Raw genomic sequence first — 26,915 nt, 5'->3', positions numbered from 1 at the left:
TGTCACCATATAAAACTATAGTGACGGTGTAATTGTGCGCGTCAAGCTGTTTAGATTTCGGCGTGATCAAAAAAACAGCATGATTGAGTAGTTTCATTCAGTCACTGCCAAATAGGTCCCTGGTGTAAACTTTTTCTAAAACGTCAGACAATTCATCGGAAAGACGGTTGGCAATTATAATATCGGCTTGACTTTTAAAGGTGTAAAGATCATTGATTACTTTTGAGTTGAAGAAGGTGGAGTCGCTCATTGTTGGCTCATATACGACAACTTCGATACCTTTTGATTTTAATCTTTTCATTATACCTTGTATGGATGAGGTGCGGAAATTGTCTGACCCGGACTTCATTATCAACCGATAAATTCCAACTGAGCGCGGATTCTTTTTAAGGATAGAATCGGCTATGAAGTCTTTCCGCGTAGTATTTGAGTCTACAATTGCCTTAATCAATGTGCTTGGCACGTCTGCATAATTGGCCAATAATTGCTTGGTATCTTTTGGAAGGCAGTAGCCGCCGTAGCCGAATGACGGATTGTTGTAGTGGTTTCCGATGCGAGGGTCTAAGCTTACCCCTTCGATTATGTTTTTTGTGTTGAGTTTGTGTACTTCTGCATAAGTGTCGAGTTCGTTAAAGTAGGCAATTCGCATTGCTAGGAAAGTGTTGGAGAAAAGTTTAATGGCCTCGGCTTCAGTCGAGTCTGTTAAAAGTATCGATATGTCGGATTTTATTGCACCCTGCTTAAGTAGGTTTGCAAATGTTTCGGCCTGCTTGGTTTTGCTTCCAACAATAATTCGAGACGGATGCAGATTGTCGTATAGTGCGCGCCCTTCGCGCAAAAATTCAGGAGAGAATAATATTCTCTCATAATCAAAATGGTGACGCATCCGTTCAGTAAAGCCAACGGGGACAGTTGATTTAATAACTATAGTGGTTTTCTTGTTGTAGGAAAGTATATCATTTATAACATTTTCTACTGATGATGTATTGAAGTGGTTGGTTTCTGGATCATAATCTGTAGGCGTTGCAATGATAACAAATTCAGCATCTTCGTACGCTTGTTTTGTGTCCAGGGTCGCATGTAGATTTAGGGTTTCATTTGCTAGAAAATCTTCTAGTCCAGAATCGGAGACTACACTTTTTCGCTGGTTTAGAGCATTTACTCGGGTTGGCGATATATCTAGAGCAGTAACTTCGTTATGTTGCGCAAGCAAAACAGAGTTAGATAATCCAACATAACCTGTTCCAACAACGGTAATTTTCAAGACGCTTCTCGCTTTTGTAGTTACAATCACTTATGGGTGGTGGTGAGGTTGGTTGTACAGTTGCTCTAGCATTTTTTTTGTGTAAAAAATGCTAGATTGATCTTGCTGTTTATTCATATGATTGGTAACAAGTATTAGATCGTTTGGGGTAAATCCCAAAAGCTTGTCATGTATGGTATCCCAGATACTTTGATTAGCCTCTGGTGGTCTAGCTAAAAATCGTTGATTTGTTTGTAGTAGTAAAAAATCAGGGTGTTCTTGGTCTACGATTGATTGATCAAAAATTGCTGCAGTGTGTGCATATACAATTCTGCGAAATACACAGGCCAACTGAGCTATAAGGTTTACAGAGAAAGAATCACCGAAAATGAGTAAAGTATACTCAGTAGAGCTTTTAATATTCTCATAAATCCATATTCTGCCGATATTTGATATGCCGTTGTCAAATATTTTAATGGCGCTAGTTGGTGCATTTGATAATAATAATGATGTTGATGTTTGTTCTGGAAACAACTTTGAACCCAAGTCTCCTTTAGACGATACGGCCTTGAAAGAATTAATTAAACGGTCGGAGTGCGACCCTAGTTTAAATCCTTTTAGTATATCTATTGCCCCTAAATAAGCCCCGTAGTCGCTCCAGTGAGTGTCTGTGCGGTAATAAGAAAGTTCCCTGGCTTCGTGTAGTTGTTTTAACGGGTAGACGATATTATCCATGAGTTTGAACTCATGCAAAAACTGATCGATGGGGGTTGTCTTTCCGCGATTGAATGGATAGAAATCGGGAAATAACTCTTCTTTGGCTGGAGCCACAAAGAATTGCCATGTCAAGTCTGCGTCAGATGCTTTTTTGCGTATCCAGTTGTAATAATCTCGCCACCTTAAGATGGTCTCAGTAGATAGAGTAAACTTGCCCCGAAATTGATCAACGCTTCTATTTGTATCGTTGTCTAAAAATAACCAGTTATCAGTTCCGATAAGAACCTTTGGTCTAGCAACAGCAGCGATTACTTGAATCCAGTATTCGCAGCCATCCTGCTTTAATCCAAAGTCTAAATGCTCTTCAAATTGGATTTTAATATCAAATCCACATTTCGAACTAAAATTGCCTATAGTTTCAGCTGTAAGTAATCTAGTTAATACATCAGGCCTTTCTTCGGTTAACTGAAATTCATACGTTTTAAGCGACGTGCGGATAAGTATGCTGGTATTTTGTGAGCTTAACACCCAGCCCTTGATTTCTAGTAAATCATTGTGCACCGCGCATGAAGCAGCGTTAAGTGGGGTATCAATCCACCATCTAGCATTTGGGCGTTTTTGGTCCGCGCTTATGATAGGAAGATATTTGAATTCACGTGTCGGCACGATAACTCTCTCGATAAAAGCATATTAATCAAGCATAAGGGTGAGAAAATTTTTCCATTATAGGTAGCATGATTTGAGGGCCTGGGGGATTATGCCCCATGTCCATATCATAAAAAAACTTTACAGTTAGTTCGTTAGATAACGCATGTCCACTGAGCTTTGCTAATAGTGGGGCAACGTGCTCTGACACGTGCCAATCATCAGCGGTATTTATCATGATCAAACATGGTGGTGTATAGTTTTCTTTTTTGAATAAAGCATAAATAGAAAATCGCCATGGGTATTCTGTATTAATTTGTGTCGTGTTTCGAGAGTAAAATCCGGATCTGATGATTTTCCCCAATTCGGGTATGTTGTGGAAGCGAAAAAGGTCAGTTTGCGGATTTACTACTAATGCTCTCGAACCTCGAAGATAGGTAGCAAAGCCTAATGAAGAAAACCCGCCGGCTGATGAACCAAAAAAGTTAATTTGCTCTTTTGGAATTCCCATGAATTCTAGCAGTTCTCCGATATATTTGGCAGTTTCGTAGAGGTAGTCAGTTTTATCATTTCCCAAGAACCAGCCAACTTGAATATCTTCATCGAGTGCTAAGCTTGGGTCCGAAAGCGATAGTCCTACACCTTCTAAGGAGCTAAACCATTTAGCTCTTTGGAAGTAAGGTACTGGGAACTGCTTTCTATCTAACCACCCGGGTGAAAAAATCCACGCTCGTTTAAATTCAGACGGACGAAAATAGAAATCTAGTGTAAACGCGCCTAAATTTACGTTGTACCAGCCTTCCGAAGTTATAGCGTTGAAGTCATTACGATCAACTATTTTTTTTTGTAATTCAATTGTCATCTTATTCTCATGCTGTAAAAGGCTCTAATTATCTGATAGTACGATATCTAGTTGAATTAGAGCCTTCGGTTAGCCTGGTGCAGGTATATGTATTAATGAGATTTGATTCTGTCTCAGTCAAAACAATCCCAGGCCGCCTTGCGGAAGTTTAGTTCTTTAGAGGTCGAACTGTCCCACTGGTTTCGCCGAAACATTAATTCAAACTCGCTCATTAATGCGTTGTCATCCCTCAGGCTATCTGTTGCCTTTTGAAGTTTATGAGTAACAAACGCCTCTGGTACATAATAGAGTTTTCGTTTCAATGTGTTTCTCATGAGGTCACAATATGTGCGGTCTGAACGGTAGTGTCGCCCATACTCAGCATCTAATGGTCCTATATCATTAATAACATCACGCCGAATGTACACGGCAAAGAATGCAGCATATGAAAGGTCAAGAGGACTTCCATCATGGAAAAGAGAAACTTCTGCGATATTTTGATGGTGGGCTGAAATGTTTACATCGCAGTCATTCATTTCGTTTGCATAGGGGACGTGGGTACGAAGTGTTTTTGTGTTTTTTGGAAGTATTTGTCTTGGTACAGTCATTCCTGCATCTTTCAACTTGTAGCAAGCGTTTTGCAGGGCTTGTATTGCTCCGCCATGAATCATCGCGTCATTATTAAGTAGTAGAATATCGGCGTCCTTCTGAGCGGACTCAATACCTTGGTTGACGGCATAGGTAAAGCCAAAGTTCTTAGTATTTTCTATTAGGGTAATTCTAGATTTTTCTGCCTCTGAACGCAGATATTCTTTTACTTCGATGCTTGATGCATTGTCAATCACTATCGTACTCAGCATTCCATACCATTCAAAGGCGTGGATAGAGTCTATACATTCCTGAATATCTTCCAGTGACTCCCAATTTGGTATTACAATTGTAACGCGCCGTTTAAGTTTTTGTTGGGCGGTTTTTAATTGCTTAATTGCTAGTCTTTCCGACATGCGATTGCGAACAACGCCCATGTTGACTAAGTGTCGCGAATCATTAGTTACTGTATTTTCCGCCTTGTCATAATAATACTGACTAAGTAGTACTGGTACAGAAAACATGGTGCCTTGTTCAGATGCTTTCAGGATTAAGTCGTAATCGACGAATCTTTTTAAGGTTTCGTCAAAACCCTTTATTTTACTAAGAAGCTCTCGGCGATGGGCGAACGCGTTCAAGTCAATATAATTATTATTTTCTAGAAGGGAGCGGTTGAAGTGACCGTACCTGGCGGCAAATGGGGTTGATGACTCTCCGCGGTACAGAAGTTGCCCGGAATAAATAGAGTTGGCATTGGGCAGACTCATAAAGGCGCCTACTGTTGCGCCTATATAGCGGCTATCCCATAAGTTGTCGGAGTCAAGATATGTTACGATTTTACCTTGTGCCGCTTCTAATCCCTTATTTCTCGACGCAGAGTGACCTTGATTAGTAGTTTGACGTAAAAGGCGAATTCGGCTGTCATTGAATTGTTCTATGATTTGAATGCTGTCGTCAGTACTACAGTCATCAATAATGATAAGCTCAAAGTTTGTGTAGTATTGAGAAAGTACAGATTGAATTGCTAGACTAATTATTTTTTCACGATTGTAAGTTGGCATTATTACGCTTACAAGCGGCTTGTTTTTAGACTCTGTAGCTTTGTGATGTAATCTATTAGCAATGTTTTCCATCATGGCGAAACTGCGCTTATCCTCTTCAGTGAAAGGCGCGTTGACCATAGGCTGAGTCATTGACGATTTTAAAAAGCCCGAAAAATCGACATAGCTTCGTTTCGGTTGTTTCCACGAGCTTGTTTTTTCCGAAATAATGGTCTTTGTTTGAGCGTCAATTAGAAAAATCTTATGTTTTTTACCGTTCATGAAAGCATGAGGAACAGTCACAGAAAATGCATGCTTGCCTTCATTTATATTATGGGCTTTCAGATCAGCTCTAAATGTGCTTGCCTCTACGGTGATATCCGTACCAGTATCCGTATCGCTACCGAAGCGTAATATAGCTGTCCTGGGAGCTTGATCTCCGATGGCAGCAACCCAGCCGTGAATCTCAGCACGATCAACAACGCATTCCAAAGAACCTCGAATTTTCAGTTTGGCCAGTTGAGGAATGCTCTTTAGTGTAGATTGTGCCTCAATGATGGTTGCGGTTTTGGGAGCAGCGGCGGGTGTCAAATTTTCTAGTAAAGCTACTATTGATATTTGATTTTTTGCTAAGTCGTTCGGAAAAGTCTTTGACTCTACTGTGTAGTCGTTGATTTTTACGACGTCATTTAGAACTACTTTAGCGCCCATGATTGTTGGTAATAGACCGAACATTCTCTCGACTGCATGCGCCGGAGTACCGTCATCAGTATAAGTTGCCGGCTTCATTTCGATTTTTTGCATCTGCTTATAAATGTCACCTAGGATGTCAGTAGAGATCCAGAAGCAGGTACCAGCAAAAAAACCCCAATCATTTTTGTTGAAGTTAAAATCACCTACGAGCTCTCCAAATATTGATTCAATATTTTGGGAGTTCTTCCATAAATTAGATGGGCCATAAATGTAAAGCTGCTTCGCTCCCGCGAGTTTTACATGATGGTTGCTCTGAAATAAATTGATAGTGTTTTGGACTTGTTGTTTGCTGCCCAAAACTCCCTTCAATAAAGTTTGTCGCCACTGATCAGGTTTTTTGTTGCCTTTTTTTGTATGTATTTTGCATATGAAGCTGTATTGCGATAGGTTGTGCTTCTCCATTAAGTTAAATAGAGCGCCAATATCCTGGCCAATATTGGGAACCGGGATAAGGTGCGCTTTAGGGAAGGTCTTTTTAATGATATCTATTTTTTCGTTGCCAAAATCCTCGGGAAACGTTACATATTGATCAGCGTCTTGTGGGAAGTTTTTCGAATAGATTTCTAGATCCGGAAGTGTGTCCAGATGGAATGCATGGATGACTAGAGCGTAATTATGTACGCTTTTATTTGTCGTCGGGAGTGTTGAGATACGATTTGAAATTATTTTTACGTTAAAATCAATCAGCTCATGAAGTTCGCCGTTTTCTAGGCGTGCGACATTGTACAGCTCCAGTGCTTCACTGTAATTTTGCTGCCTTAAAGCCATGTTCGCTCTAGAAAAAGCGCTGTGAGTGTTTTTGGTTTGGGTTTTCATATTCTTTGCTCGGGTGCATAAAGCCAAAGTTAATTTTTCGTTTTTGTTATGAAATGATGATTGTGGATTTTATTTGGCTCTTGCTGTGGATGTGTTCTTGGATAGTATGGTTTTAACGTCGCTCGATAGTGTGTGCCATTTTTTCCAAGCGATTTTTACATTCGGATTTTTATGTTGTAGGCGTTTGAGCTGAATTGGTAAGTTGCTTATCAGGCTGGCAACGAGAATTTGGTCCTGTTCGGGCAGTTGGTTCCAGATGTTAGTATCCATAGCAGTGGGTTGCGAGAACCTTAACTCTAGGCGAGCACCTCTTTCATCGTCGCTTTCTATAAACCAATTTTTGAACGCGTGTTGGCTTGATTCCGGGAACTCTATTCTTGGATGCTGACCGAATGTCGCTGTTGACTCATCTACTGTGGCAATTTTGTAGTTGAATTCTGAAGTCGTAAATTGCCCTAGGCTCAAATTGTTAAATCTTATGCCAATGTATCGATACTCATCATTTTGAGCGCTTTCGCTTAGTTGTAGGTCGTCGTAGCGCAGAATCTTTGGCCAGTTTGCTAATGTTTTTTCTAGGTTGTACAGACCAATCACTAGAGCATTCTTGTCAAAGTCCACAGGAAGTACAAGTGTTTTGGTGTTTTGTAAATAACTGATTAATTTTTTTACAAGAATAAGTAGTCCGGACCAGTCGCTGCTGCCAAGCTTGCTAATAGTTTCATTGTTTCCCTGGTATGCGGAACCTTGATTGGGCGCACATAATAGTTCTTCGTGCTCAAGGAGTGCCAGTGGCCAAGCCTCTACACTTCCCATTGGGCGTTGAAGCAAAATTTCGGTGACACCATTTGAGGTGCGTGTTTGAAACGCAAGCTCAGGTACCTTTTTCTCGCCTAGATAGACATTGCTTATGTTCCACTGAAGCGTCTTCTCTTTATTTTTTTCTTTACTTGCTACCTGTTCGACTTTCAGTGTTTCTAGTTCCCAATAACCTGGGTTGTCTTCCAAGATTCGCTTAATGCGGCTCTGTAGTGCTTCGGTTGTTTTTTCAAGCGCGTTTTTTTCAGTAATGTTTAAAGCAAGTGTTTCTTGGGTATGGTGGAGTTGACCGAGTAGTAACTCATTTTCCAAGACCGCTGATGCAAGGAGTTTTTGGTTTTTGCTGGTCTCAGAGCTATGCTCTTTTATCAGGTCTTGATATCGCTTCTCTGATTGAGTTTCTAATTGCTTTATTTGAGGGCTGAGGTCATTTAGCTTGGATAGATTTTTTTTTTGCTCGGTGAGGGCGATCTGCAACTCTTTTTGCTTAATTTGCAGTCGCGCTTCTAGCTGGGTATTAGCGGTATGTACTTTAAAGTTCTCGCGTTTTGTTTTTATATGATCAGCAATTACTTGGTCAAAAATTGGAGTCTTGATTTGCGTTGTTTGGACGAGTTGGCGTGCCTGGACTTCATTGTGCAGCTCCATGGCATATTTGTGACGTTGAACAAGATTGTTGATCAGATAGAGATCCAGATGCTGCTCATCTGTTTGCTGAGTACGTTTTGGTAGTGAGTCTTGAAATGAAAGAAGCCATTTTTTATCCAAGGCCTTTATATGCAGGGCTGGATCTTTTGTGGCTGCGACGCTGTCAACAAATACGCTGCGAGCGGGCTGCGAAATATGAAAGCTCAACATTGCTTGAGTTAACTGGCACCAGTTTTCTAAGGCTGCTTCTAGCGCTAGTAAATTGTCCTTACCTTCATTTAAAGCCGCAATTAATGCCGCTTGAGGTGAGGTATGCATCAATACGAAGTGAGTGTTTTTATCGAATTCCGACCAGTATTGAAGAAATCGGTGGCTTTTTTCTTCTGCCCACAACCATACTGGTTGGTTATGGTTTGCGTAAAAAATATCTACAGCTAGTTGATCCCATGTACGACCAAGTTGCACTGGTGCCGATGGAGAGCCGGTTTGTGTTGCCAGTGCTTTTTCATGCCATTGGGCAATGGATATTTTTTCATTCCTCAAGGCAGGTACTGCAACTGTCGACCCTGCCGCTATCAGGGCGGCAGCAAATTGATCAAGAGTGCTTTGAATACTACCGGTAATACATAGGCTTTTCATATTTGTACGCCGATGGAAATAGGTTGAACATGTTTGATTGGAGCCGAATCTACGTTTTTAGGAGCGAAAGATATTGCAGGCGTAGTTTTGGTCTCAATTTGAAATAATTCTGATGCTGATAGTGAGTTTCCTATTCGGGCATCGGTTTGCACGTGCTGGCGGGAGCGAGCTTTGACAGGCCTAGGAGGCATCGCCAACCCTCCGTAAGGACCACTCAAATATTCAGCCGAGAGGGCGGGGTGGTAGTAAACATCCTGCTGCCCTGATTGAGACCAGCGCTCGATAAACAGTTGTTGTTCACGCATGGCTCGTGATTTTTTCTCGGTGGTGTGATCTTTACCTCGACTGGCAGACTCGGCATGAATGAGTTGTGCGAAGGGCGTCCATATCAGGTGCAACCCGCTTAGCTGGATTTTCAGGCACAAGTCGACGTCGTTGAAGGCCACGGGGAAGGCGCGTTCGTCCAGTCCTCCCAGTGCCTGGTACAGTGTTTTGTGGAGCAGGAGGCAGGCGGCGGTGACTGCGCTTTGTTGCCGAGCCAGTTGGTTCATGCCCAGGTAACCTGGATCGCCCTGATGGAGGTTATTACCGGTGTGCGCAGCCAAGCCGTTGATACCCACTACAACTCCACCGTGCTGCACCATGCCATTGGGCCATAGGAGTTTTGCTCCGACGGCGCCGACGCCTGGGCGAATCGCCTGGCTAACCATTTCTTTCAACCAACCAGGCTCGATGATCTCGATGTCGTTGTTGACTAGGCCAATCAGTTCGCCGCTGGCCAGTTCCACTGCGCGGTTATTGATAGTGGAGTAGTTGAACGGATAGGGATGGGCCAATACCTTCACACCAAGCGCCGGTAATTTGGCGAGGTACTCGAGCGCGGCCGGGTCGCTGGACTGGTTGTCCACCACGATGATTTCGAGGTCAGGGTAATCGGTGTTACTCAGCAGGCCTTCTATGCAGGTGCGCAAGAGCCCGACCTGATCGCGTGTAGGTACGATCAGGCTGACTTTTGGCAGTGTCTGCGGCAGTGGCCAATGGGTGCGCAATAGGCCGGGGTAGTTCGGTAATGATTGAACACGGGCACCGCGCGCCAGTCCTTGGCTCAGCCATTCCATCGCTTCGCGGCGATCCGGCGAGGCTGGTGCGTCGGCGGGACTTGCCGGTGAATGATAATGACGGTGGTAAAGCACCTTTGGCAGGTGCACCACCCTTGCCTTGCGCCGCTCGCTGGCCAGGGCAACTGCTGCAAGAAAGTGATGCCAATCCAGTACCTGCAGGCCATGTTCGGGAGTGAGTAACACCAGTGCTTGCTGGATTATGTCTGCACTGAAAGCCGCACCGGGGCTGAACAGGTCTGCGCCGATAAACAGATCCACATCCCACACCGGTTTCAGCCAGGGTAGGCTGCGCTCCCTTGAAGGGCCGTCGCGATCACAATCGGCAAAAGCCCAGGCATTGCCGCCACTCAAGGCCCCATGCAAATGATCGATTGCGTGGCTGGGCAAGTGATCGCCACCCTGGACCGGGACAATGGTGTTGCAGCCAGTGCTCAGCAGCTTGAGCAGCGCCGGCAGGATGTTCTCGATGCGGCCTTCGGCGACTTCACCGACGGCCATGCGTTGCTGGTGGATACTGGCCAGGGTGACGGCATCATCAGGCGGGTTGCCGGTACTGATCAGCAACACTCCGACTTCGCCCGGTGGCAACTGGGCCGGCATCGGCTCGGCCTGCTGAAAGCATTCGAACCACTGTGCGTAATGGTGGAAGCCGGCACTTTTGGGTGCCCAGCGGTTTTGTTCACCGGCCAACTGAGTGATCAGTTTCAAGGTGTCGGGATTGGGCGACTTTGCATGATCGTGCAAAAGTCCTTCCAGGCCCTGGGGCCAGCAGCACAGCGTGACCGGGCTGCCGGAGAGTGCCTGGCCCAGGTCGTTTTCGATGTGCAGGACATGGGGCTCACCGTCGGCCAGCAACCAGGGCAGCTCGACAGTGAAACCATGGTCAGCGCTGCTGCGATTGGCCAAGGCCAGATGGCGCTGGTCGCAGGTCACGCGGGCTTGGACCTGGCCTTCTTCGCGCACAATGATCTGCATGTGCCGATGGGGTACTTGCGGATCCCAACTCCAGCCGCTGAGGCGCAATCCACCGTTGTACCAGACCTGGGAAGCGATGGCGGCTGGCTCGTTGGCGGGTTGGCCGGGCAGTTGCAGGCAGCCTGGGAGCAGGTCGGCCTGGTTGGCGACCTTTATGCTGATCCGGCTCGCGTTGTTCAACCAGGCGTCCTTCAGTTGTACGGCAAAGCCGTGGAACTGATCTCCCGTGGTTGCGTTGGGTTGGAACTGATCGGCTCGGGCCAGGGCCACGCCTGCGCCGTCTACCAGTACCTCGATCACCAGGCGCGCATCAGGTTGGGCCGTGTCCAGGGCCCAACCCTGTAGCACGTCGCCGTACAGCCCGGTGATCTCGCCTTGGTATTCGGAGCGTGGAGTAAGGGTCATGCTATTCATAGGGCATCCACTGGCGCGGGGGCTGGGGTCGAGAAAATGGACAGTTGAGCCACTGGCAAGGCACCGGCTTCACGAGCGACATCGCCAGACTCGGCGTACAGGGCCAAGCCATGTTCGTCAGCCAGGTCTGCTGCCGCCCAATCAGATCCAGGGGCTGGGTCGAGGCTGAGGGCTGCGGTGCACCCTGCCAAGGCAAGGGTTTCGGTAATGTTCAGGCCCGGAAGTTGAGCCAATGCCTGTACCGCACCGGTCGACAGCAGTGTGCTCAGCCAGGGACTTTCGCCGACCACCAATAACAGGTACGGGTGTTGCTCGCGCTTGATGCGTTGGCCAAGCTTGAGCCAACGCTGCGCCACATCGGCGTTGTTCAGCCGATCGGCGATCAAGAGCGTGCCGACTAGGGCGCAGGTTTTCATAGGCTGGGGGGCGGGGGGGGCAAAACTCGGTACTTTTGCTTGGGGAAACGCGGCGTTATAGCGGGCATGCAGTGCTTGCCAAACCATTTGAACGCTCTGCGCCTGATTGGCGAAGCCCCGCCAGTACAAGTCACCCTGCTCTGCAAGCAAGCGGTCGTCGCGGCAGTTGATCCGGTAAGACCGTTGCAGCTGGGCCGGCAAATCACTCAGTTCTACGGGGCAGCCGTCGAGTTGCTGATAGGTCAGTTGCTGGAGTGGCAGTGATTGCAGATCGGCCAGCAGTTGCGATGCGTCATTTGGCAACCGGTATTCCAGTGACAGGGGCAGGCCGGGCAGCGCTGCAAGCAGAGTTACCTCGGTATCTTGGCCGCGATTGAGGTATTTCAAAGCCAGGGGCGCGGTCGAGGGGAGGTCGCTCTCGATAAAAAGGTCTTGTGTTCCATCGAGCCCGTTCTCGCTGGTCATCCAGCTGCGCAACTGCGCCAACCGGGCTCGCTGCAGCGCCTGGCGCGCTGGCTGCAATGGATCGCGCAGGCAAAAGGCGGTGTAGCGCGATTCGGCATCGGGGTATCGCCGCCTTAGAATGGCGTTGTTATGGGCAACGCGCAGGATCTTCTCATCGCCAAAAGAGATGCCGCCCTGGTGCGCGACGAATACCCGAGGGGCGCCCATATGCCGCCAGCCTAAGTTGCGGGCGCGCAGGCACCAGTCGGTTTCCTCGCCGTAGCCGCGCGACAGGTGAACCTCATCCAGGTAGCCGACTTCATCCAGGGCGCTGCGCTTTATATAGAGGCAGAAGCCGCAGCCTGTTTCGATCTCGACGGCGGCGCTGTCGGTCTGGCTGGCCAAGTGGTCCAGTTGAGCCTGTTGCTCGGCGCTGGGCATGGCCTGGCTGACGCGGCTGAGCGGGAAGCTCATCAGCTCGCCGTTATTGGTAAAGGGGGTGACCGAGGCGATGTCGTCGGCTTCGTATGCCACTGCGTGGAGGCGATCCAGCCAGTTTCCGTTGACGCGGGTGTCGGCGTTCAACCAGACCACGTCTCGTTCCGGGCTCAGGGCCATGCCGCGGTTGGTGTTGCGAATAAAGCCCAGGTTGGTCGGTTGGCGCACGTAGTGAATCTGGCCGCTGGCGGCCAGCTTCTTGAGGGCTTGGCTCAGTGCCCGGTTCGGGCTGGCATCGTCCAGCACCACCAGCCGATGTTCGGTTTGGTTGAGGCTGCGGTTGCGCAGCACGCTGTCGATGCACTCCAGGGTTTCGGCAAGGCCTTCGTAGACGGGGACCAGCACATCGACGGGTTGTTGCCGGGCAACATTTCCTGCCACTGGCATTGGCGGAACGAAGGGGGAGAGTACCGACAGCGGACTGCCCAAAAGGGCGGCGCCATCCTTGAAGCGGATTTGCAGTTCCGGGGTCGGCTGCGAGACTTGAACCTGAATGCCACCATGGGTCGCACTGAGCCCCGCCTGCTGCAGCAAAGGGTGAGTTGAGTCGGCCGGGAACTGTGTCGTGCGTCCGTTGACCTGCAGTTGCAGGCGCAGGGGCGTTTGCGGTGCGCGCAGGTTCAGTGCCCAGCCTTGGATTGCCCCGCTCTGGGCATCGTAGCGCACCACGCCCACGTTTTTGGGGGCGTTGGGTAGCGCGCTCAGCAGGCCAAGCACAAGTTTCAGTTCGTTGCTGTCGTTGATTTCGGGCAAGTGGGCCAGGATCAACTGGCAAAGTATTGCCGGCTGTTCGGACTGGCTACGCGCTTGCCAGAGTGCCATGCGCAACGTTGGGTCTTGGGGTTGGTCGCGCCACGCGGCGCTGAGCAACCGGGTCGCCGCCTTGGCGTTTTTTTGCGCCAGAAGGCTGCGTGCGAGCAGTGCTCGAACGTCGGTACGCTGAGGCAGCTGATGGGCTGCACCACTGAGGTAGACGAAGGCACGCTGCGGGTCTTTATGTTGCAAGGCCTCGATCCCTTTCCAGATCAGGGCCTCGGAACGATATTCGGGGGTATGCAAGGCACGTTCGAGGTGAGCCTCGGCACTGTCATGGAGACCGGCTTGGCGGTCGCGATGGAAGTGGTCCATAAGCGATCCCGGCTTATGGTCTATATGTCTTGACATGATTATCTGGGTTTCGCTGTAAAAACAAAAAAGAGGGCCCCAAGAAGGAGCCCCTTTTCAAATACCCCCAGCCTTGCGGCTGGGAATATTCAGGCTTGTTGCTGGGTGGGGTGTTACGCCACGCCGTGTACTACAACCACGTTGCCGTTGCTGTCGATACCTTCGTCGGAACCGACGATACCGATGGCCACTTCAGCCTGGGTAGCGCCGTGCTCCAGAGCGTTGGTCCAGGCAGCCTTGCCTTCCGCGTCTGCATCGCGACCCAGCGCGTTGCTGTAGAGCTGATCGATGAAATCAGATGTGGACTTGGCGTTGGACTCGTTCGAGCTGCTGATGCTTTGTGCGACCGAGGCACGGTCAGCACCGGCAGACAGTGCGGCAACCCAGTTCTCCAGACCTGCATCGTCAGCTTCACGACCCAGTACGCTGGTGTACAGCGCCTTGACATAATCGGTGTCGCTGGCACTTGCGCTTGCAGCCTTGCCTTCATCAGAGTTGCTGAGGCCAGCAATGACGTCGGCACGGCTTGTACCATTTGCCAGCAGGTTCAGCCAGGCCGCCTCGCCGCCAGCGTCCGCATCGCGGCCCAGCAGAGTGGAGTACACGCTTTGAATGAACTCGCTGTTCATGTTGTTCTGGAACTCGCTGGAGTTCAGGAAGCCTTGCGCGATGTCAGTCAGTGCAGTGCCGGAAGCGGCATTGCTCCAAGCCTCGGCGCCATTTGCGTCAGCGTCACGGCCCAGCAGGCCATTGTAGAGGCGCAGAGCAGCTGCTTCTTCATCGGTGCTGGCAACAACGATCGACTCGTTGTTGTCGAAGCTGATGAATTCGACACTCGAAGTGTTGATGGCGTGATCACCGCCGTTCAGGTTCAGCGAACCGCCCGATACGGATGCGATGAAATCAGCACGCGAGCCTGCAACATGAGCCACGTCATAGCCTGCGCCAGCATCGACGGTGTCGTTGCCAGTACCGGTGTAGATAGTGTCGCGGCCAGTGCCAGTCGAGATCTGGTTGTCGCCGCTGTTGGCGATAACTACGTTGTTGCCGTTGCCCAGGATCACGGTATCGTTGCCGGTACCGGTGTCGACAGTAGTGTTGCCGTTGCCGACGGTGATGTGGTCGTTACCGTTGCCGCTGACGATTACGCGATCGGTGGTGTCGACAGACGCCGCGGTGAAGTCCAGAGCCAGGTTGGCGTCGCTGGCGAAGACAAATGCCTTGGTGTCGGACAGGCCCGCAGTGGTCAGGTCCACAGTGACATCAGTACCGGCAGCGCCAGCGATGCCAGCGAAGATAGCCTGAGTGGTCGAACCGGTCGGTGCAACGACGCTGCCCTTGCCATCCCACGAACCGATTGCGACGGTCTCTGCGTTATCCAGATTGAGGATTTGCGAGATAGCGTTAGCGGTGGTGCTGGAGATGCTAGCGTTTTGGGTCAGGGCGTCTTTGACGTCGCTGGCCAAGAACGGGTTATCGTATTGCATGCTTCAATTCCTGTAGATCAGGCCAATTGGCCCTCATGGCTATATGTTTGCGTAGTCGCAAGGTTTTCCCAGGGAGACTTATAGCGGGGAGCGTTGATCTCAGGATGGGCGAAGATGGAAAGCTTGATTCCAACCAGGGGTTCTTGGCCGCTGGGGCCGAAAAACATCTGGTCAGCAACAATGGGTTGCGGATCGGCGCCTGCGAAGGCGACCTCGCCAACCAGTCGATAACGACTGCTGTGGGGGCCGGTCAGGCTGAAGCCGACAGCGATCAGGGGCGTGGCCTTGCCGCGCGTGCCGCAATAGTGACCGGAAAGAACTTTGGGGCTGGGGCCTGAGCCGGCGACGGTACTGGTGTACACCAGGTCAACGCCATCGGGACGGTCTGCCCAGTCAACCAGGAAGCCTTCAATGTTGGTCGTGCCCTGGCGCTCACCAAGCCACTCTTGGGTGGCAGTGACATCACCGCGGGATTGAATATGGCCGATCAATTTTAAAGTCCCCGGCGCAACCGCAGATGGTAACTCGCTGCTGGTTTCTTTGGCGGGGGCGGGTGGCACGAAGTTGCGCATGATGGCGGCCGAAGTGTCGATTCGGTCGATACGCAGATCAACAGGATCGACTTGGACATTGGCCAAGTGGTATTCGGTGATCAGTACGGTAGTTACGCCGTTTTTGACGCGACCGATGATGCAGTCACCCAGTTTGGTCAGCATGTTTTTGCTAACACCCTCGGCGGGGAAAAAGTCAATAAGACCTTTGCCAAGGGGCGCTTGTTGAAGCGCTATGCAAACAGTTTTGTCTGTACTGGTTTGTGACGCATAACGAAAGATATACATCCCTGGCTCAAGAAGAGTGACCCGGGAAGTGATCTTAAGTCCATCAGTGCTTTGCGAAGACACGCGGTAAAACTCCTTCAATCCTTGAACTGGATAATCCATACAAGGCTCAACAAATATCTGATGAGCGCATGTAGCCTATATAGTTAAAAGGCTAATGGCGGATTGGTGGCTTCCTTGACGGCAGGAAGATTAAGCTATCTGGATTTTTTTAACAATCCTGTGTCGAAACAATTTTTGCATTGCAAGGGAGGTTGGCCAAAAACCTCGCCTGGACCCCGTGAAATCACGGCGTCCGTCCCCTCGCTGGTCGGCGCAAACGCCCGCCCGGCCCGGGGCCTGTCTAAAATTTTTGCTATGCACCTTCGCAACCTGGACCTGGTGGTTTGTCTGGGCAAGATCTTGCGCGGCAGAGAAAAGCAGGCCGGGAAAATGTTGATCGGCAAACGGTGTGTTTATGTTTTTGGGGTGTCGGTGCAAAGCAGGTCAGACGTTTGGGTTGGCCATGCTTGTTGTGCTTTTGAGTCTGCCTAGTGTTCTCTGGCTGTTCGGCGGAGCATGCAAATTGGCGGCTATGGTAGAGGCAAAAAAACCAATTGTCTTTACCAGCGGTCGACTCGGTACTTGCTTTGCTAAAAAATATTTTTTGTGCACCCTAAAGAAAGTGGACTTGCTGCCGGTTGTCTTTAAGTCGGTCCTGACCAGTCAGTCAGCATGAGGGTGGATTGTTACAGTTGCTCAAGCTAGTTGAAGGGAAGTGTCGGTGGTGCGGGAGGTAAAAAGGGGCGTTAATTTGGGCTGGCGTCATTCGTCGCTTCCATCATTAAACTTCCTTTACCAAGCACTTTTCTGGCTGCCGGTGCTGGAGGTGGGTGGTACACTGCCGCGCTTTACGCCTTCCCACTCAGTATGGATGCTATGAGTCGCCTACCCGAAAACAACTTGCAAGCCGCCTTGAGGGTTTGCAAGAGCAGCTTTATTTCCGTCGGTTTTTTCAGTCTGTTCGTTAATGCGCTGATGTTGGTTCCGACGTTCTTCATGATCCAGGTTTCCGGTCGCGTAGTGCCCAGCAGCAGCGTCTCCACGCTGGTGATGCTGACACTCATCCTGACCGTATTGATGTTGACCCTGGGTTCACTGGAGTGGGTGCGCTCACGGATCATGGTGCGTATCAGCAACCGGCTTGACGCCCTGTTGAGTCATGACGTTTATCGAGCCAGCTTCCGCAGGGCCCTGGACAGTGGCGGTATGGATGCGTCGGCCCAGTCGCTCAATGACCTTACGTCCCTGCGCCAATTCCTGACCGGCAATGGCCTGTTCGCCTTCTTCGATGCGCCGTGGCTGCCGGTTTATACCGCGGTCATGTTCATGTTCCACCCTTTATATGGGTGGGTTACCGTGGGTTGCGCGGCCGTACTGATCTGTCTGGCTGTGTTGAACCAGCGCTTCACTGGCAAGGCGCTGGCGGAGGCCAACAAGGAAAACGTTGCAGCCTCCCTGCACACCACCAAAACCCTGCGCAATGCCGAAGTCATCGAATCAATGGGGATGCTTGGCACCCTGATGAGCCGCTGGGCACAGCGCCAGCGTAAGGTACTGAGGCTGCAGTCGTATGCCAGCGACAAGAGCGGCATCATTACATCCGTGTCCAAGACGTTCCGTCAGTGGACTCAGTCCATCATGCTGGCGCTAGGTGCTTACCTGGTAATCACCCACGAGATAACGCCGGGCTTGTTGATGGCCGGCTCGCTGTTGCTCGGACGCGCCTTGTCCCCTATCGACCAGATGATCGGCAGCTGGAAGGGCTTTGTCGGTGCGCGGGTGCAATACAACCGCCTGAACGAGACCCTGGACAAGCTGAGTGCCGAACCTGAGCGCATGAAGCTGCCCGCACCGCAGGGGCATATTCAAGTAGAGAACCTGATCGTGACCCCACCGGGTGCGAAAACCCCGGTTATTCGTAACATCAGCTTCGTCGCTCCGGCAGGTACCGTGGTGGGCATTGTCGGGCCCAGCGCGGCGGGCAAGTCGACACTGGTTCGGGCGCTGATGGGGATATGGGCGCCGCAGCATGGCGTGGTGCGCCTGGACGGTGCGGATATCAGTACCTGGGACAAGCACGAGCTGGGCCCGCACGTGGGTTACCTGCCGCAGGACATCGAGTTGTTCGAGGGCAGCATCAGCGAAAACATTGCCCGTTTTGAAGCGATCGATGCCGAGAAAACAGTGCACGCGGCCAAGGTCGCGGGTGTGCATGAAATGATCCTGATGCTCCCCGACGGTTACGACACGGTCATCGGCAGCGACGGTGTCAACCTGTCTGGCGGTCAGCGCCAGCGTATTGGCCTGGCGCGGGCACTCTACGGTAATCCGCGATTGATTGTCCTGGATGAGCCCAACTCCAACCTTGATGATGTCGGCGAGCGTGCCTTGGGTGTCGCCTTGCAGAAAATCAAGGAAACCGGTGCCACGGTGTTCATCGTCTCGCACCGCCCCAATATTCTTGCCCGGCTCGATCGCGTGATGGTGTTGAATGCCGGCACCATCAGTCTTTATGGTGCGCGTGAGCAGGTTATTGCCGAGCTGGCGGCCCAGCAAGCCAAGACTCAGCAGCGGGTCGCCCAGGCGGCCGCTTCAGATGCGGCTTCGGCCGGCGCGTGAAAGGAATCCATCGATGACCCGTACTACCCTGATCACCCTCAACGATGACGAATTGGATGAGGTGCCTACTTCTGACCGAAATATACGCCGGCTCGGCCTCGGCATTGTGCTTGTAACCTTCGGCCTGTTTGGCGGCTGGGCTGCTTTCGCTCCGCTGGGTAACGCTGTATTTGGCAGTGGGCAGGTTACAGTCCAAAGCTATCGCAAGACGGTTCAGCATCTGGAGGGCGGCATCGTCAAGGAGCTGCTCGTGCATGATGGGGATCTGGTGCGCAAGGGCGATCCGCTGATTGTGCTGGATGAGTCGCAAATCAGTTCCGAATACGAATCTACCCGTAGCCAGCTGATTGCCGCCAAAACCAAGGAAGCCCGTTTGCGAGCCGAACGCGATGACTTGCCGGCGTTGCCGATGGTGTCGATTGATGGTCCTGATTCGCAGCGCGCGCAGGAGGCATTGGAGGGCGAAACGCATGTCTTCAATGCTCGGCGTGGTTCGCGTCTTGGGGAAATAGCGGTCAAGAAAGAGCGTATTGCTCAGCTCAGTCAACAGATCGCCGGACTGGAAGCGATGGTTCGTACCAAAGTAGGGCTGGAGCAGTCCTACAGCGGTGAGATTGCTGAGCTCAAGGAGCTGTTAGCCCAGGGGTTCGTCGACAAGCAAAGGTTGTTGGAGCAGGAGCGCAAGCTGGACATGCTCAGGTCGGAAGTGGCTGACCACAAATCGAACATCCTGACCACCCGTTTGCAGATTAACGAAACGCAGCTGGAGATTGTTCAGCTCACCAAGAACTTTAACTCCGAGGTGGTGAAAAACCTTGCCGATGTGCAAAGCGAGGTCTTTGAGCTGCAGGAAAAAGTCAGTGCACTCAAGGACAGGCTCTCGCGGATAGTCATCCGGGCTCCGGAGGGTGGCATGGTGCTGGATATGAAGGTGCATACCGTGGGTGGTGTGATCAGCCCGGCCACACCCTTGATGGACATCGTGCCTGAAGCCTCACAGTTGGTGATTGAAGCGCGCGTCGGCACCAATGATATCGATCGCATCTCGTTGGGCAAGACGGCGGACATTCGCTTCACCGCATTCAATTATGCGACCACGCCGGTTATCGAGGGCGAGGTCACTCGAATATCTGCGGACCGCTTGACCGATGAGCGTTCGGGTGACAGCTATTACCTGGTGCGGGTGACACTCACGGACGAGGGTGCGAAAAAGCTCGGCGATCGCAAGTTGTTGCCAGGTATGCCGGCGGACGTGCTGATCAATGCGGGTGATCGAACCATGCTGCAGTACCTCCTGAAACCGGCTCGCAACATGTTTGCCAAGTCGATGATCGAGGAATGATTGTGCGTTTGTTACCCGTTGTGCTCCTCGTTTTATCGATTTGTCAGGCTCAAGCGGCAGCTGCGAAGGGAGAGCGTGGTGTCAGTGCCAATGATTATTCGGTTGACCTGATGGCGCTGTATCGCGAGGCGCGGTTGGAAGATCCGCGCATTATCTCGGCCTACGCCAAGGCGCGATCCGCGTCCGAACAGCAGCGCGCCGCGCTGGGTAGTTTGCTCCCGCAGGTCTCGGCCAACGGCGGTTACAACCGCATCTTGCGCAAGGACGATGCCTCGCGGGAAATCTATGACAACAACAATTACGGATTGAGCCTGACCCAATACATCTATAACAAGCAGGCTTGGGAAAGCTGGCAGAAGTCCAAAAGCGTCAGCCGGCAAAAGGTCTCGGAAGCTGATGAGGCTCAGGCCGAGGCTACGGTGGATCTGGCCAGGCGCTATTTCGTCGCGTTGGCGGCCGATGACGACCTGGAACTGGTCATGGCCGAGCGTCGGGCGACGCAAAAAAATCTCGACCAGGTCAATGCGCTGTATGCCCGGCACATGGCCAAGATCACCGATCAACTGGACCTGCAGGCGCGGGTCGACAGCCTGGCGGCCCAGGAAGTCGAATCGCGCAACCAGGTGCGCCTTAGTCGCGCGGCACTGGCCGAGTTGGTGGGGCGACCTATTAATGAGCGCCTGAGTCGCGTGCGCAGTGATGTGGAGTTCCAGGCGCCTATGGAAAGCCTGGATAACTGGTTGCAACTGGCAGCGAGTGGCAATCCGGCCCTGAAGGCGAGCCAGAGCGGCGTCGAAGCGGCCGAAGCGGCGGTGCGTGAAGGCAAGGGCGGGCATTATCCATCCCTGACGTTCAGTCTGAGCGGCCAGCAGAGCGACGTGGGGTATGACAACACCCTGACCCCGCGCAGCGACAGCTACGTCGCCACCCTGGGTGTGAAAGTGCCGATATACAGCGGTGGCTCCACCTCGGCCCGTGTTCGTGGTTTATATGACGATCAGCAAGTAGCAGAGGAGCAACTGGAGGGAGTAAGGCGCCAAGTGGTTAAAGAAACCACGAATGCCTACCTGACGGCTCAATCCAGTGTCGAGAAGATCCGTGCGAGCCGCAATGCGTTGTCTTCGGCCAGCCAGTCCAGCATTGCCGCACAGAAGGCGTTCACCTATGGCGTGGTGAACGCGGTGGATGTATTGACCAGTGTGCAGAACGAATTCAAGGCGCGTCGCGATCTGCTCAAGGCTCAGTACGATTTTGTCATCAACTTGTTTGCGCTCAACCGCTGGGCTGGAAAGCTCTCGGAAGGTAGCGTGGCCAGTGTCAATGCGTGGCTGAGTGCGGAGGACAGTAATGTCATCCAGCCTGATGCGTCCAATCCCAAGCAGGTCAGTCGTTAGGTTGGTTTTCACATTCGAGATTGTGAATGGGGCGGACGTGTCTCCGGTTGATTGCTCGGCGGTAACACCCGGCGGTGAAGTCGTCGACGTCCCCTGATCCCGGATTATCTCACATCCCGCAACAGACACATTTTTGACACCCTCCCCACATCGCCTAACTTGAGGAAGCAGCTGCGGAAAAAGCTGCTTCCTCAACCGATGTCATGGAGCGTCATTTATGCGTACAGGCTATTTCTATTCCCTGGTTTTTGCCCTGCTCACCAGTGCCACTATCACTGCCAATGCTGCGCCTGCGGTCAAGCCAGAGGCTTCCAAGGCTCCGGTGGCGATGGAGGCTGCGGTGAGTACGCAATCAGGCAAAGTGGACCTCAACAAGGCTGATGCGCCAACCTTGCAGCGTGAGTTATCCGGTGTAGGGGAGGCCAAGGCTTTGGCGATTGTTGCGTATCGTGAAAGTAATGGTCCTTTCGCATCTGTCGACGAGTTGCTCGAAGTGAAAGGTATCGGCAAGGCCCTGCTGGATAAGAATCGCGAGAAGCTTCAGGTGAACTAAGCTTGTTAATCAGCCTTGGAGGCCGGTCATTGACCGGCCTTTTTTCTTTCTGGCGAATGCTGCGAGGTTTTGCCTTTCGTCGCCAATTAAAAAATTACGGCTATCATATGCTAATTAAATTATGCCTATAATAAATTCGATTTCCATCAAGGCGCGCTGAGTGCCTGGCGCGTATCCATTCCTCTGGCATCTCCCAGGAGCAACGTCATGACTTCCATTCAGTCCCAAGGTACGGCCCTCGTCACCGGTGCGTCTTCCGGTATCGGCGCGGTCTACGCGCAGCGGTTGGCCGCGCGTGGTTTTGATTTGTTGTTGGTGGCCCGTGATCAAGGACGGCTTGAAGCGGCGGCGAGCGCGTTGCGCGATGCCCATGGTGTTCAGGTTGAGGTGTTGAAGGCGGATTTGACGCAGAAGGATGACGTCCTGAAGTTGGAGCAGCGTCTGCGCAGTGATTCAAGTATCAGCCTGTTGCTGAACAATGCGGGGGTGGCGGCGGATGGGTTGTTGGCCAATGCCGATCTGGACCAGATGGAGCGCATGATCCAGTTGAACATCACGGCGGTCACGCGTTTGGCGTCGGCGGCGGCGGCGAGTTTTGCCAAGGCGGGTCGAGGCACGATCATCAACATTGCATCGGTGGTGGCGTTGTTTCCCGAGCGTTTCAATGCCACGTACAGCGCGAGCAAGGCTTATGTGTTGAGCCTGACCCAATCATTGAGCGCTGAGCTCGACGGCACCGGCGTCAAGGTCCAGGCTGTGTTGCCAGGGGTAACACGCACTGAAATCTGGGAGCGCTCGGGTATCGATGCGTCGCAGATTCCGGAGGAGATGGTGATGGAGGCGGGTGAGATGGTCGATGCGGCCCTGGCGGGGCTGGATCAGGGTGAGTTGGTGACCATTCCGTCATTGCCGGATGCTGGTGACTGGGATGCATTTGTGGCGGCGCGACTCGTCATGGCGCCTAACCTTTCCAAAAGCAAAGCGGCTGCGCGTTACAAATGACGCGCGCGAACCGGTATGAGGTGGTTGCGGTATGAGTGATCGTCGAGTGGTAGTGACAGGCATGGGGCTGGTGTCTCCGCTGGGTAGCGGTGTCGAAGCGGTCTGGGCGCGTTTGTTGGCCGGGCGTTCCGGGTTGCGCAACTTGCCGGACGAGGTGGTGGCCGATCTGCCGGCCAAGGTCGGCGGGGCGGTGCCAACCCTGGCGGAGGACCCGCAGGCGGGTTTTGATCCGGATCGGGCAACGGCGCCCAAGGAACAGAAGAAGATGGACAGGTTTATCCTGTTTGCCATGGAGGCGGCGCGGCAGGCCATCGAGCAGGCGGGCTGGCAGGCGCAAACAGCGGATGCCCAGGAGCGCACGGCAACCATCATCGGTTCCGGTGTCGGTGGTTTCGGGGCGATTGCCGATGCGGTGCGTACCACGGACAGTCGTGGGCCGCGGCGTTTGTCGCCGTTTACCATTCCTTCGTTTCTGGTCAACCTGGCGGCGGGGCATGTGTCGATCCAGCATGAATTCAAGGGCCCGCTGGGCGCGCCGGTCACGGCCTGTGCGGCCGGCGTCCAGGCCATTGGCGATGCGGTGCGGTTGATTCGTAGCGGTGAGGCGGATGTTGCGGTGTGTGGGGGGGCGGAGGCGGCGATCGATCGGGTCAGTCTTGCCGGCTTTGCGGCGGCACGTGCCTTGTCCAGCGCTTTCAATGACACTCCGGAGCGCGCCTCGCGACCGTTCGATCGCGACCGCGACGGCTTTGTCATGGGCGAAGGGGCTGGCCTGCTGGTTGTCGAATCCCTGGAGCATGCCTTGGCGCGGGGCGCTCAACCCCTGGCAGAAGTGGTTGGTTACGGCACCAGTGCCGACGCCTATCACCTGACCGCCGGGCCTGAGGATGGCAGCGGCGCTCGCCGGGCGATGTCATTGGCATTGGCGCAGGCAGGGGTTTCGCCGGACCAAGTGCAACATCTGAATGCGCACGCCACCTCGACACCAGTGGGCGACCTGGGGGAGTTGGCGGCCATCAAGGCATTGTTCGGTTCGCAAAACGGTATTGCAGTGACCTCGACCAAGTCGGCCACCGGGCATTTGCTCGGTGCCGCTGGCGGGCTCGAAGCCATTTTCACGCTGCTGGCGATCCGGGACCAGATTGTGCCGGCGACCCTCAATCTCGATAATCCGGACCCGGCCAGTGAAGGCGTGGATATTGTCCGTGGCCAGGCGCGGCCCATGGCGATCGAGTACGCGCTGTCCAACGGTTTCGGGTTTGGCGGGGTCAATGCCAGCGTGCTGTTCAAACGCTGGGTTGATTAGTCCCGGATTAGGTGGTTGCGTGCCACTTCGAGGATCTCGGCGGCCAGCTCGGGGTTCTCGACGCTGCGCGAAAGCAGCAGCGCGCCGATCAGTGTGGACATGATGACGATGCTGCGATGCTCGATGTTTTCGCCCTCGAGGGTGCCCTGGATCTGGCGAAGTCGTGCATGGAGTACCACGTCGGAAGTGGGGCTCGGTTGGCCACGCATGCCGAGTTCCGATGACATGGTCGGCAGCGGGCAGCCTTCGTGGGGCGAAGTCTGGTGCCATTCGGACAGGTACGCGTTGATGAATGCCTCCAGCGGGCGCTCCTGGGCAAACAGCTCCGCGCAGGTGACGTCCACTTGATCCCCGGCTGCCTGTAGCGCTTTTTCCACCAATTCGTCCTTGGACTTGAAGTGTGAATAAAAGCCCCCGTGGGTCAAGCCCAGCGCTTTCATCAGCGGTTGCAGGCCGGTCGCGCCGATGCCGTCTCGGCGAAAGCGTACGGAAGCTTCCTTGATGATGCGTTGGTGAGTCTGGGCTTTATGGTCCTGCGAGTAACGCATCTGATATCTCCACATCAATGCGCCATATTAACCAATGAAAATTGGATGGTGACTGTACTTCTATTTCTAAAAAGCATGCAGATGCGTCGAACTTGATCGAAACCCCAATGAAATATGGCACGAATAGTGATTATTCATTCATCAACGATTGTTGAACAATCCAAGGTAATGAGTATGAACAGCGGACTGTCATTGGCCGATCACATCACACTGGAGCTACGCGGCGACATTATTGGTGGGCGATTACTGCCCGGCATGGCCCTGGTGGAAAGTGATCTGGTGGTCGCTTACAACGCTTCGCGCAATACCATTCGCGAGGCCTTGCACCGCTTGGGTCAGGAAGGTTTGACCCGCTATGTGCGCAACAAGGGGGGGATGGTGCGCCGGTTGGGGTTCGAGGATGTGCGGGACCTGTTTCGGGTTCGTCGCACGCTCGAATTGCAGGCGATCAGTGCCAGCCGGCCCCTGCGCGAGTATGAGTCCGACCGCATGCTTGAAGCCCTGGAAGCCGCCGAGCTGGCCCGGGAGCGCGAGGACTGGCGCGCCGTCGGCACCCATGGCCTGGCCTTTCACCAACATATCGTCGGGTTGTTGCGCAGCCCGTTGTTTGACGCGTTCTTCACCAACGTCGTCGCGCAATTGCGTCTGGTGTTCTGCAGCGCCCCCGATGAATCACGTTTCCAGGCGCCCTGGCTGGCTCGCGATCGGCAGATCCATGAGCTGCTCCTCGAGGGCGACAAGCGCGGGGCCGAAGACGCCATGAGCCTGTATCTCGACGATTCCGAACACCTGCTGTTGCGATTGTTTGCCCCTGCCTCCCATCACTGATCGAGGATCTGTGCCATGTACAAAGACTATCCAGCGGCCTATCAAGTCAGCAAAGGCTCGGCCTTGCAGGTGGACAAGGCCTTCTACGAGCGAGTTCGCGACGCGAAGGGTGGGCGCACCCTGATCGAGTCATTCGAAGTGCCGATCCGTACCGGTCGTGCCTGGAAGGTGCCGGCCGGGCACGTGTTTCGCGTCACCACGCCGGTCGGGCCGCAAGTGGGGGATTTCAATGTATGGAACGCCAACGATCCGCGCGAACGCTTGTGGGCGGCACGGACCCGGCAGTTGCAGGGGGCGCACGTCAGCACCCACGACCGGCTCTGGTCGAACCTGCCGTTCTTGCGGCCGCTGGTGACCATCACCGACGACAGCCTCGCGGCGTACGGTATCGATGAGCATGGCGGGCGCCTGCACGACTTGCTGGGTACCCGTTGCGACCCGTACGTGAACAAGATGCTCACCGGCGAGGACTTTCATCATCACTGTCATTCCAACCTGACCCGGGCGGTACTGCCTCACGGCCTCAGCGAATTTGACGTGCATGACGTGCTGAACATTTTCCAGTGCACGGGGCTGAACCACGACGACATGTACTTCATGAAGTCTTGCCCGGCGCAGAAGGGCGATTACCTGGAGTTCTTCGCTGAGATCGATCTGCTCTGCGCATTGTCGACTTGCCCGGGAGGCGATCTGTCGCTGGCCATGTGGGGGCCGGATGCGCAGGATCCGTTAAGCGTATGCCGGCCGTTGGGGGTGGAGGTTTATCAACTGGATGATTCGTTGCTCGAGGGCTGGAGCCAGCCGGAGCGTGCAACGTACAAGGGGCTGCATGGGTTGCACATTGCGAAGGCCGATTGGGAATTGTAGGAGCGTGCGGCGTGGCGATCCGACTTGCCCGCGAAGAACGATGACGCGGTGTGTCAGATGCGCCGTGTCGCCTGGTTCGCGGGCAAGTCGGATCGCCGCACCGCTCGCTCCTACAGTCAACCCGCCGCGAGCTTTTCAAGCAGATTGCATGTCCTTGAACCAGCTCATATTTTTTAATCTGCACGAACGGTTGTAACTTCGTCGCAGATAGGTACAATGGCGCGGCTCGCCGTCAGGTGAGCGTCGTTATGGTGACCCCATCGGTCCCCCCGCAACGATCAGCCGTGAACCCGGTCAGGCCTGGAAGGGA

Annotated in this window: 19 protein-coding genes; 9 read left to right on the top strand and 10 right to left on the bottom strand. The window is 53.0% G+C overall.

Translation table 11 applies throughout. The annotated features are described in order from the left end of the window. Nucleotides 1-97: 97 nt before the first annotated feature. The 6 genes from PMI35_RS04015 to PMI35_RS04020 all read right to left on the bottom strand — a co-directional run bounded on the left by PMI35_RS04015 (nucleotide 98) and on the right by PMI35_RS04020 (nucleotide 10,611). Nucleotides 98-1,264: a nucleotide sugar dehydrogenase gene (locus tag PMI35_RS04015; protein WP_008065135.1), complete on the bottom strand. Its 1,167-nt coding sequence runs from the start codon at nucleotides 1,262-1,264 to the stop codon at nucleotides 98-100. Nucleotides 1,265-1,294: 30 nt separating this feature from the next. Then, complete coding sequence (locus PMI35_RS34260; RefSeq protein ID WP_008065133.1) at nucleotides 1,295-2,626, bottom strand: alginate O-acetyltransferase AlgX-related protein; 1,332 nt, start codon at nucleotides 2,624-2,626, stop codon at nucleotides 1,295-1,297. A gap of 28 nt (nucleotides 2,627-2,654) precedes the next feature. Next, nucleotides 2,655-3,467 carry a prolyl oligopeptidase family serine peptidase gene (locus PMI35_RS34770; protein WP_008065131.1) on the bottom strand — a complete coding sequence of 271 codons (813 nt, stop codon included), beginning with the start codon at nucleotides 3,465-3,467 and terminating at the stop codon, nucleotides 2,655-2,657. A gap of 113 nt (nucleotides 3,468-3,580) precedes the next feature. Further along, the gene (locus PMI35_RS33370) at nucleotides 3,581-6,643 is read right to left on the bottom strand and encodes a glycosyltransferase (protein WP_008065129.1); all 3,063 of its coding nucleotides are present in this window, start codon (nucleotides 6,641-6,643) and stop codon (nucleotides 3,581-3,583) included. 69 nt (nucleotides 6,644-6,712) lie between these two features. Beyond that, nucleotides 6,713-8,746, bottom strand: coding sequence for a hypothetical protein (locus PMI35_RS0133040; protein WP_008065124.1), 2,034 nt, complete (start codon nucleotides 8,744-8,746; stop codon nucleotides 6,713-6,715). Beyond that, complete coding sequence (locus tag PMI35_RS04020; RefSeq protein WP_443217074.1) at nucleotides 8,743-10,611, bottom strand: glycosyltransferase family 2 protein; 1,869 nt, start codon at nucleotides 10,609-10,611, stop codon at nucleotides 8,743-8,745. Before PMI35_RS04020 ends, PMI35_RS0133040 begins: the two co-directional genes overlap by 4 nt. On the opposite strand from PMI35_RS04020, the gene PMI35_RS36010 reads away from it, so the two are divergent. Then, on the top strand, nucleotides 10,600-11,187 hold the full coding sequence (locus tag PMI35_RS36010; RefSeq protein ID WP_401316495.1) for a hypothetical protein: 588 nt from the start codon (nucleotides 10,600-10,602) through the stop codon (nucleotides 11,185-11,187). The two genes, PMI35_RS04020 and PMI35_RS36010, sit on opposite strands and share 12 nt — an antisense overlap. A gap of 65 nt (nucleotides 11,188-11,252) precedes the next feature. On the opposite strand, the gene PMI35_RS04025 is transcribed toward PMI35_RS36010, so the two are convergent. The 3 genes from PMI35_RS04025 to PMI35_RS04035 all read right to left on the bottom strand — a co-directional run bounded on the left by PMI35_RS04025 (nucleotide 11,253) and on the right by PMI35_RS04035 (nucleotide 16,104). Then, the gene (locus PMI35_RS04025) at nucleotides 11,253-13,742 is read right to left on the bottom strand and encodes a glycosyltransferase (RefSeq protein WP_008065114.1); all 2,490 of its coding nucleotides are present in this window, start codon (nucleotides 13,740-13,742) and stop codon (nucleotides 11,253-11,255) included. Between the two features lie 149 nt (nucleotides 13,743-13,891). After that, entirely contained in the window at nucleotides 13,892-15,265 is a 1,374-nt protein-coding gene (locus PMI35_RS04030; RefSeq protein WP_008065112.1) for a DUF4214 domain-containing protein, read from the bottom strand. Between the two features lie 17 nt (nucleotides 15,266-15,282). After that, nucleotides 15,283-16,104 carry a hypothetical protein gene (locus PMI35_RS04035; protein WP_008065111.1) on the bottom strand — a complete coding sequence of 274 codons (822 nt, stop codon included), beginning with the start codon at nucleotides 16,102-16,104 and terminating at the stop codon, nucleotides 15,283-15,285. 918 nt (nucleotides 16,105-17,022) lie between these two features. Between PMI35_RS04035 and PMI35_RS04040 the strand changes: the two genes are divergently transcribed. The 6 genes from PMI35_RS04040 to fabF all read left to right on the top strand — a co-directional run bounded on the left by PMI35_RS04040 (nucleotide 17,023) and on the right by fabF (nucleotide 24,362). After that, nucleotides 17,023-18,765 (top strand): type I secretion system permease/ATPase, encoded by a 1,743-nt coding sequence (locus PMI35_RS04040; RefSeq protein ID WP_008065110.1) that lies wholly within the window; start codon nucleotides 17,023-17,025, stop codon nucleotides 18,763-18,765. Nucleotides 18,766-18,778: 13 nt separating this feature from the next. Continuing rightward, a complete protein-coding gene (locus PMI35_RS04045) occupies nucleotides 18,779-20,107 on the top strand; it encodes an HlyD family type I secretion periplasmic adaptor subunit (RefSeq protein WP_008065109.1) in 1,329 nt (442 codons plus the stop codon). Continuing rightward, entirely contained in the window at nucleotides 20,104-21,501 is a 1,398-nt protein-coding gene (locus PMI35_RS04050; protein ID WP_008065108.1) for a TolC family outer membrane protein, read from the top strand. Before PMI35_RS04045 ends, PMI35_RS04050 begins: the two co-directional genes overlap by 4 nt. Before the next feature lie 217 nt (nucleotides 21,502-21,718). After that, complete coding sequence (locus PMI35_RS04055; protein ID WP_008065107.1) at nucleotides 21,719-22,054, top strand: ComEA family DNA-binding protein; 336 nt, start codon at nucleotides 21,719-21,721, stop codon at nucleotides 22,052-22,054. A 207-nt stretch (nucleotides 22,055-22,261) separates the two neighbouring features. After that, nucleotides 22,262-23,056, top strand: a complete 795-nt coding sequence (locus tag PMI35_RS04060; protein ID WP_008065106.1) for an SDR family NAD(P)-dependent oxidoreductase — start codon at nucleotides 22,262-22,264, stop codon at nucleotides 23,054-23,056. Nucleotides 23,057-23,087: 31 nt separating this feature from the next. Further along, complete coding sequence (gene fabF / locus PMI35_RS04065; protein WP_008065105.1) at nucleotides 23,088-24,362, top strand: beta-ketoacyl-ACP synthase II; 1,275 nt, start codon at nucleotides 23,088-23,090, stop codon at nucleotides 24,360-24,362. On the opposite strand, the gene PMI35_RS04070 is transcribed toward fabF, so the two are convergent. After that, complete coding sequence (locus tag PMI35_RS04070) at nucleotides 24,359-24,910, bottom strand: TetR/AcrR family transcriptional regulator (protein ID WP_008065104.1); 552 nt, start codon at nucleotides 24,908-24,910, stop codon at nucleotides 24,359-24,361. The genes fabF and PMI35_RS04070 overlap by 4 nt on opposite strands. 174 nt (nucleotides 24,911-25,084) lie before the next feature. Between PMI35_RS04070 and PMI35_RS04075 the strand changes: the two genes are divergently transcribed. Beyond that, nucleotides 25,085-25,738: a GntR family transcriptional regulator gene (locus PMI35_RS04075; protein ID WP_008065103.1), complete on the top strand. Its 654-nt coding sequence runs from the start codon at nucleotides 25,085-25,087 to the stop codon at nucleotides 25,736-25,738. A 15-nt stretch (nucleotides 25,739-25,753) separates the two neighbouring features. Further along, a complete protein-coding gene (locus PMI35_RS04080) occupies nucleotides 25,754-26,605 on the top strand; it encodes an urea carboxylase-associated family protein (RefSeq protein WP_008065102.1) in 852 nt (283 codons plus the stop codon). Nucleotides 26,606-26,915: the final 310 nt, after the last annotated feature.

Origin of the sequence: Pseudomonas sp. GM78 (genome assembly GCF_000282475.1) — a bacterium.
Taxonomy (GTDB): Bacteria; Pseudomonadota; Gammaproteobacteria; order Pseudomonadales; family Pseudomonadaceae; genus Aquipseudomonas.
Note: the sequence above shows the minus strand (reverse complement) of the source record. Positions and strands in the feature narration are given on the sequence as shown.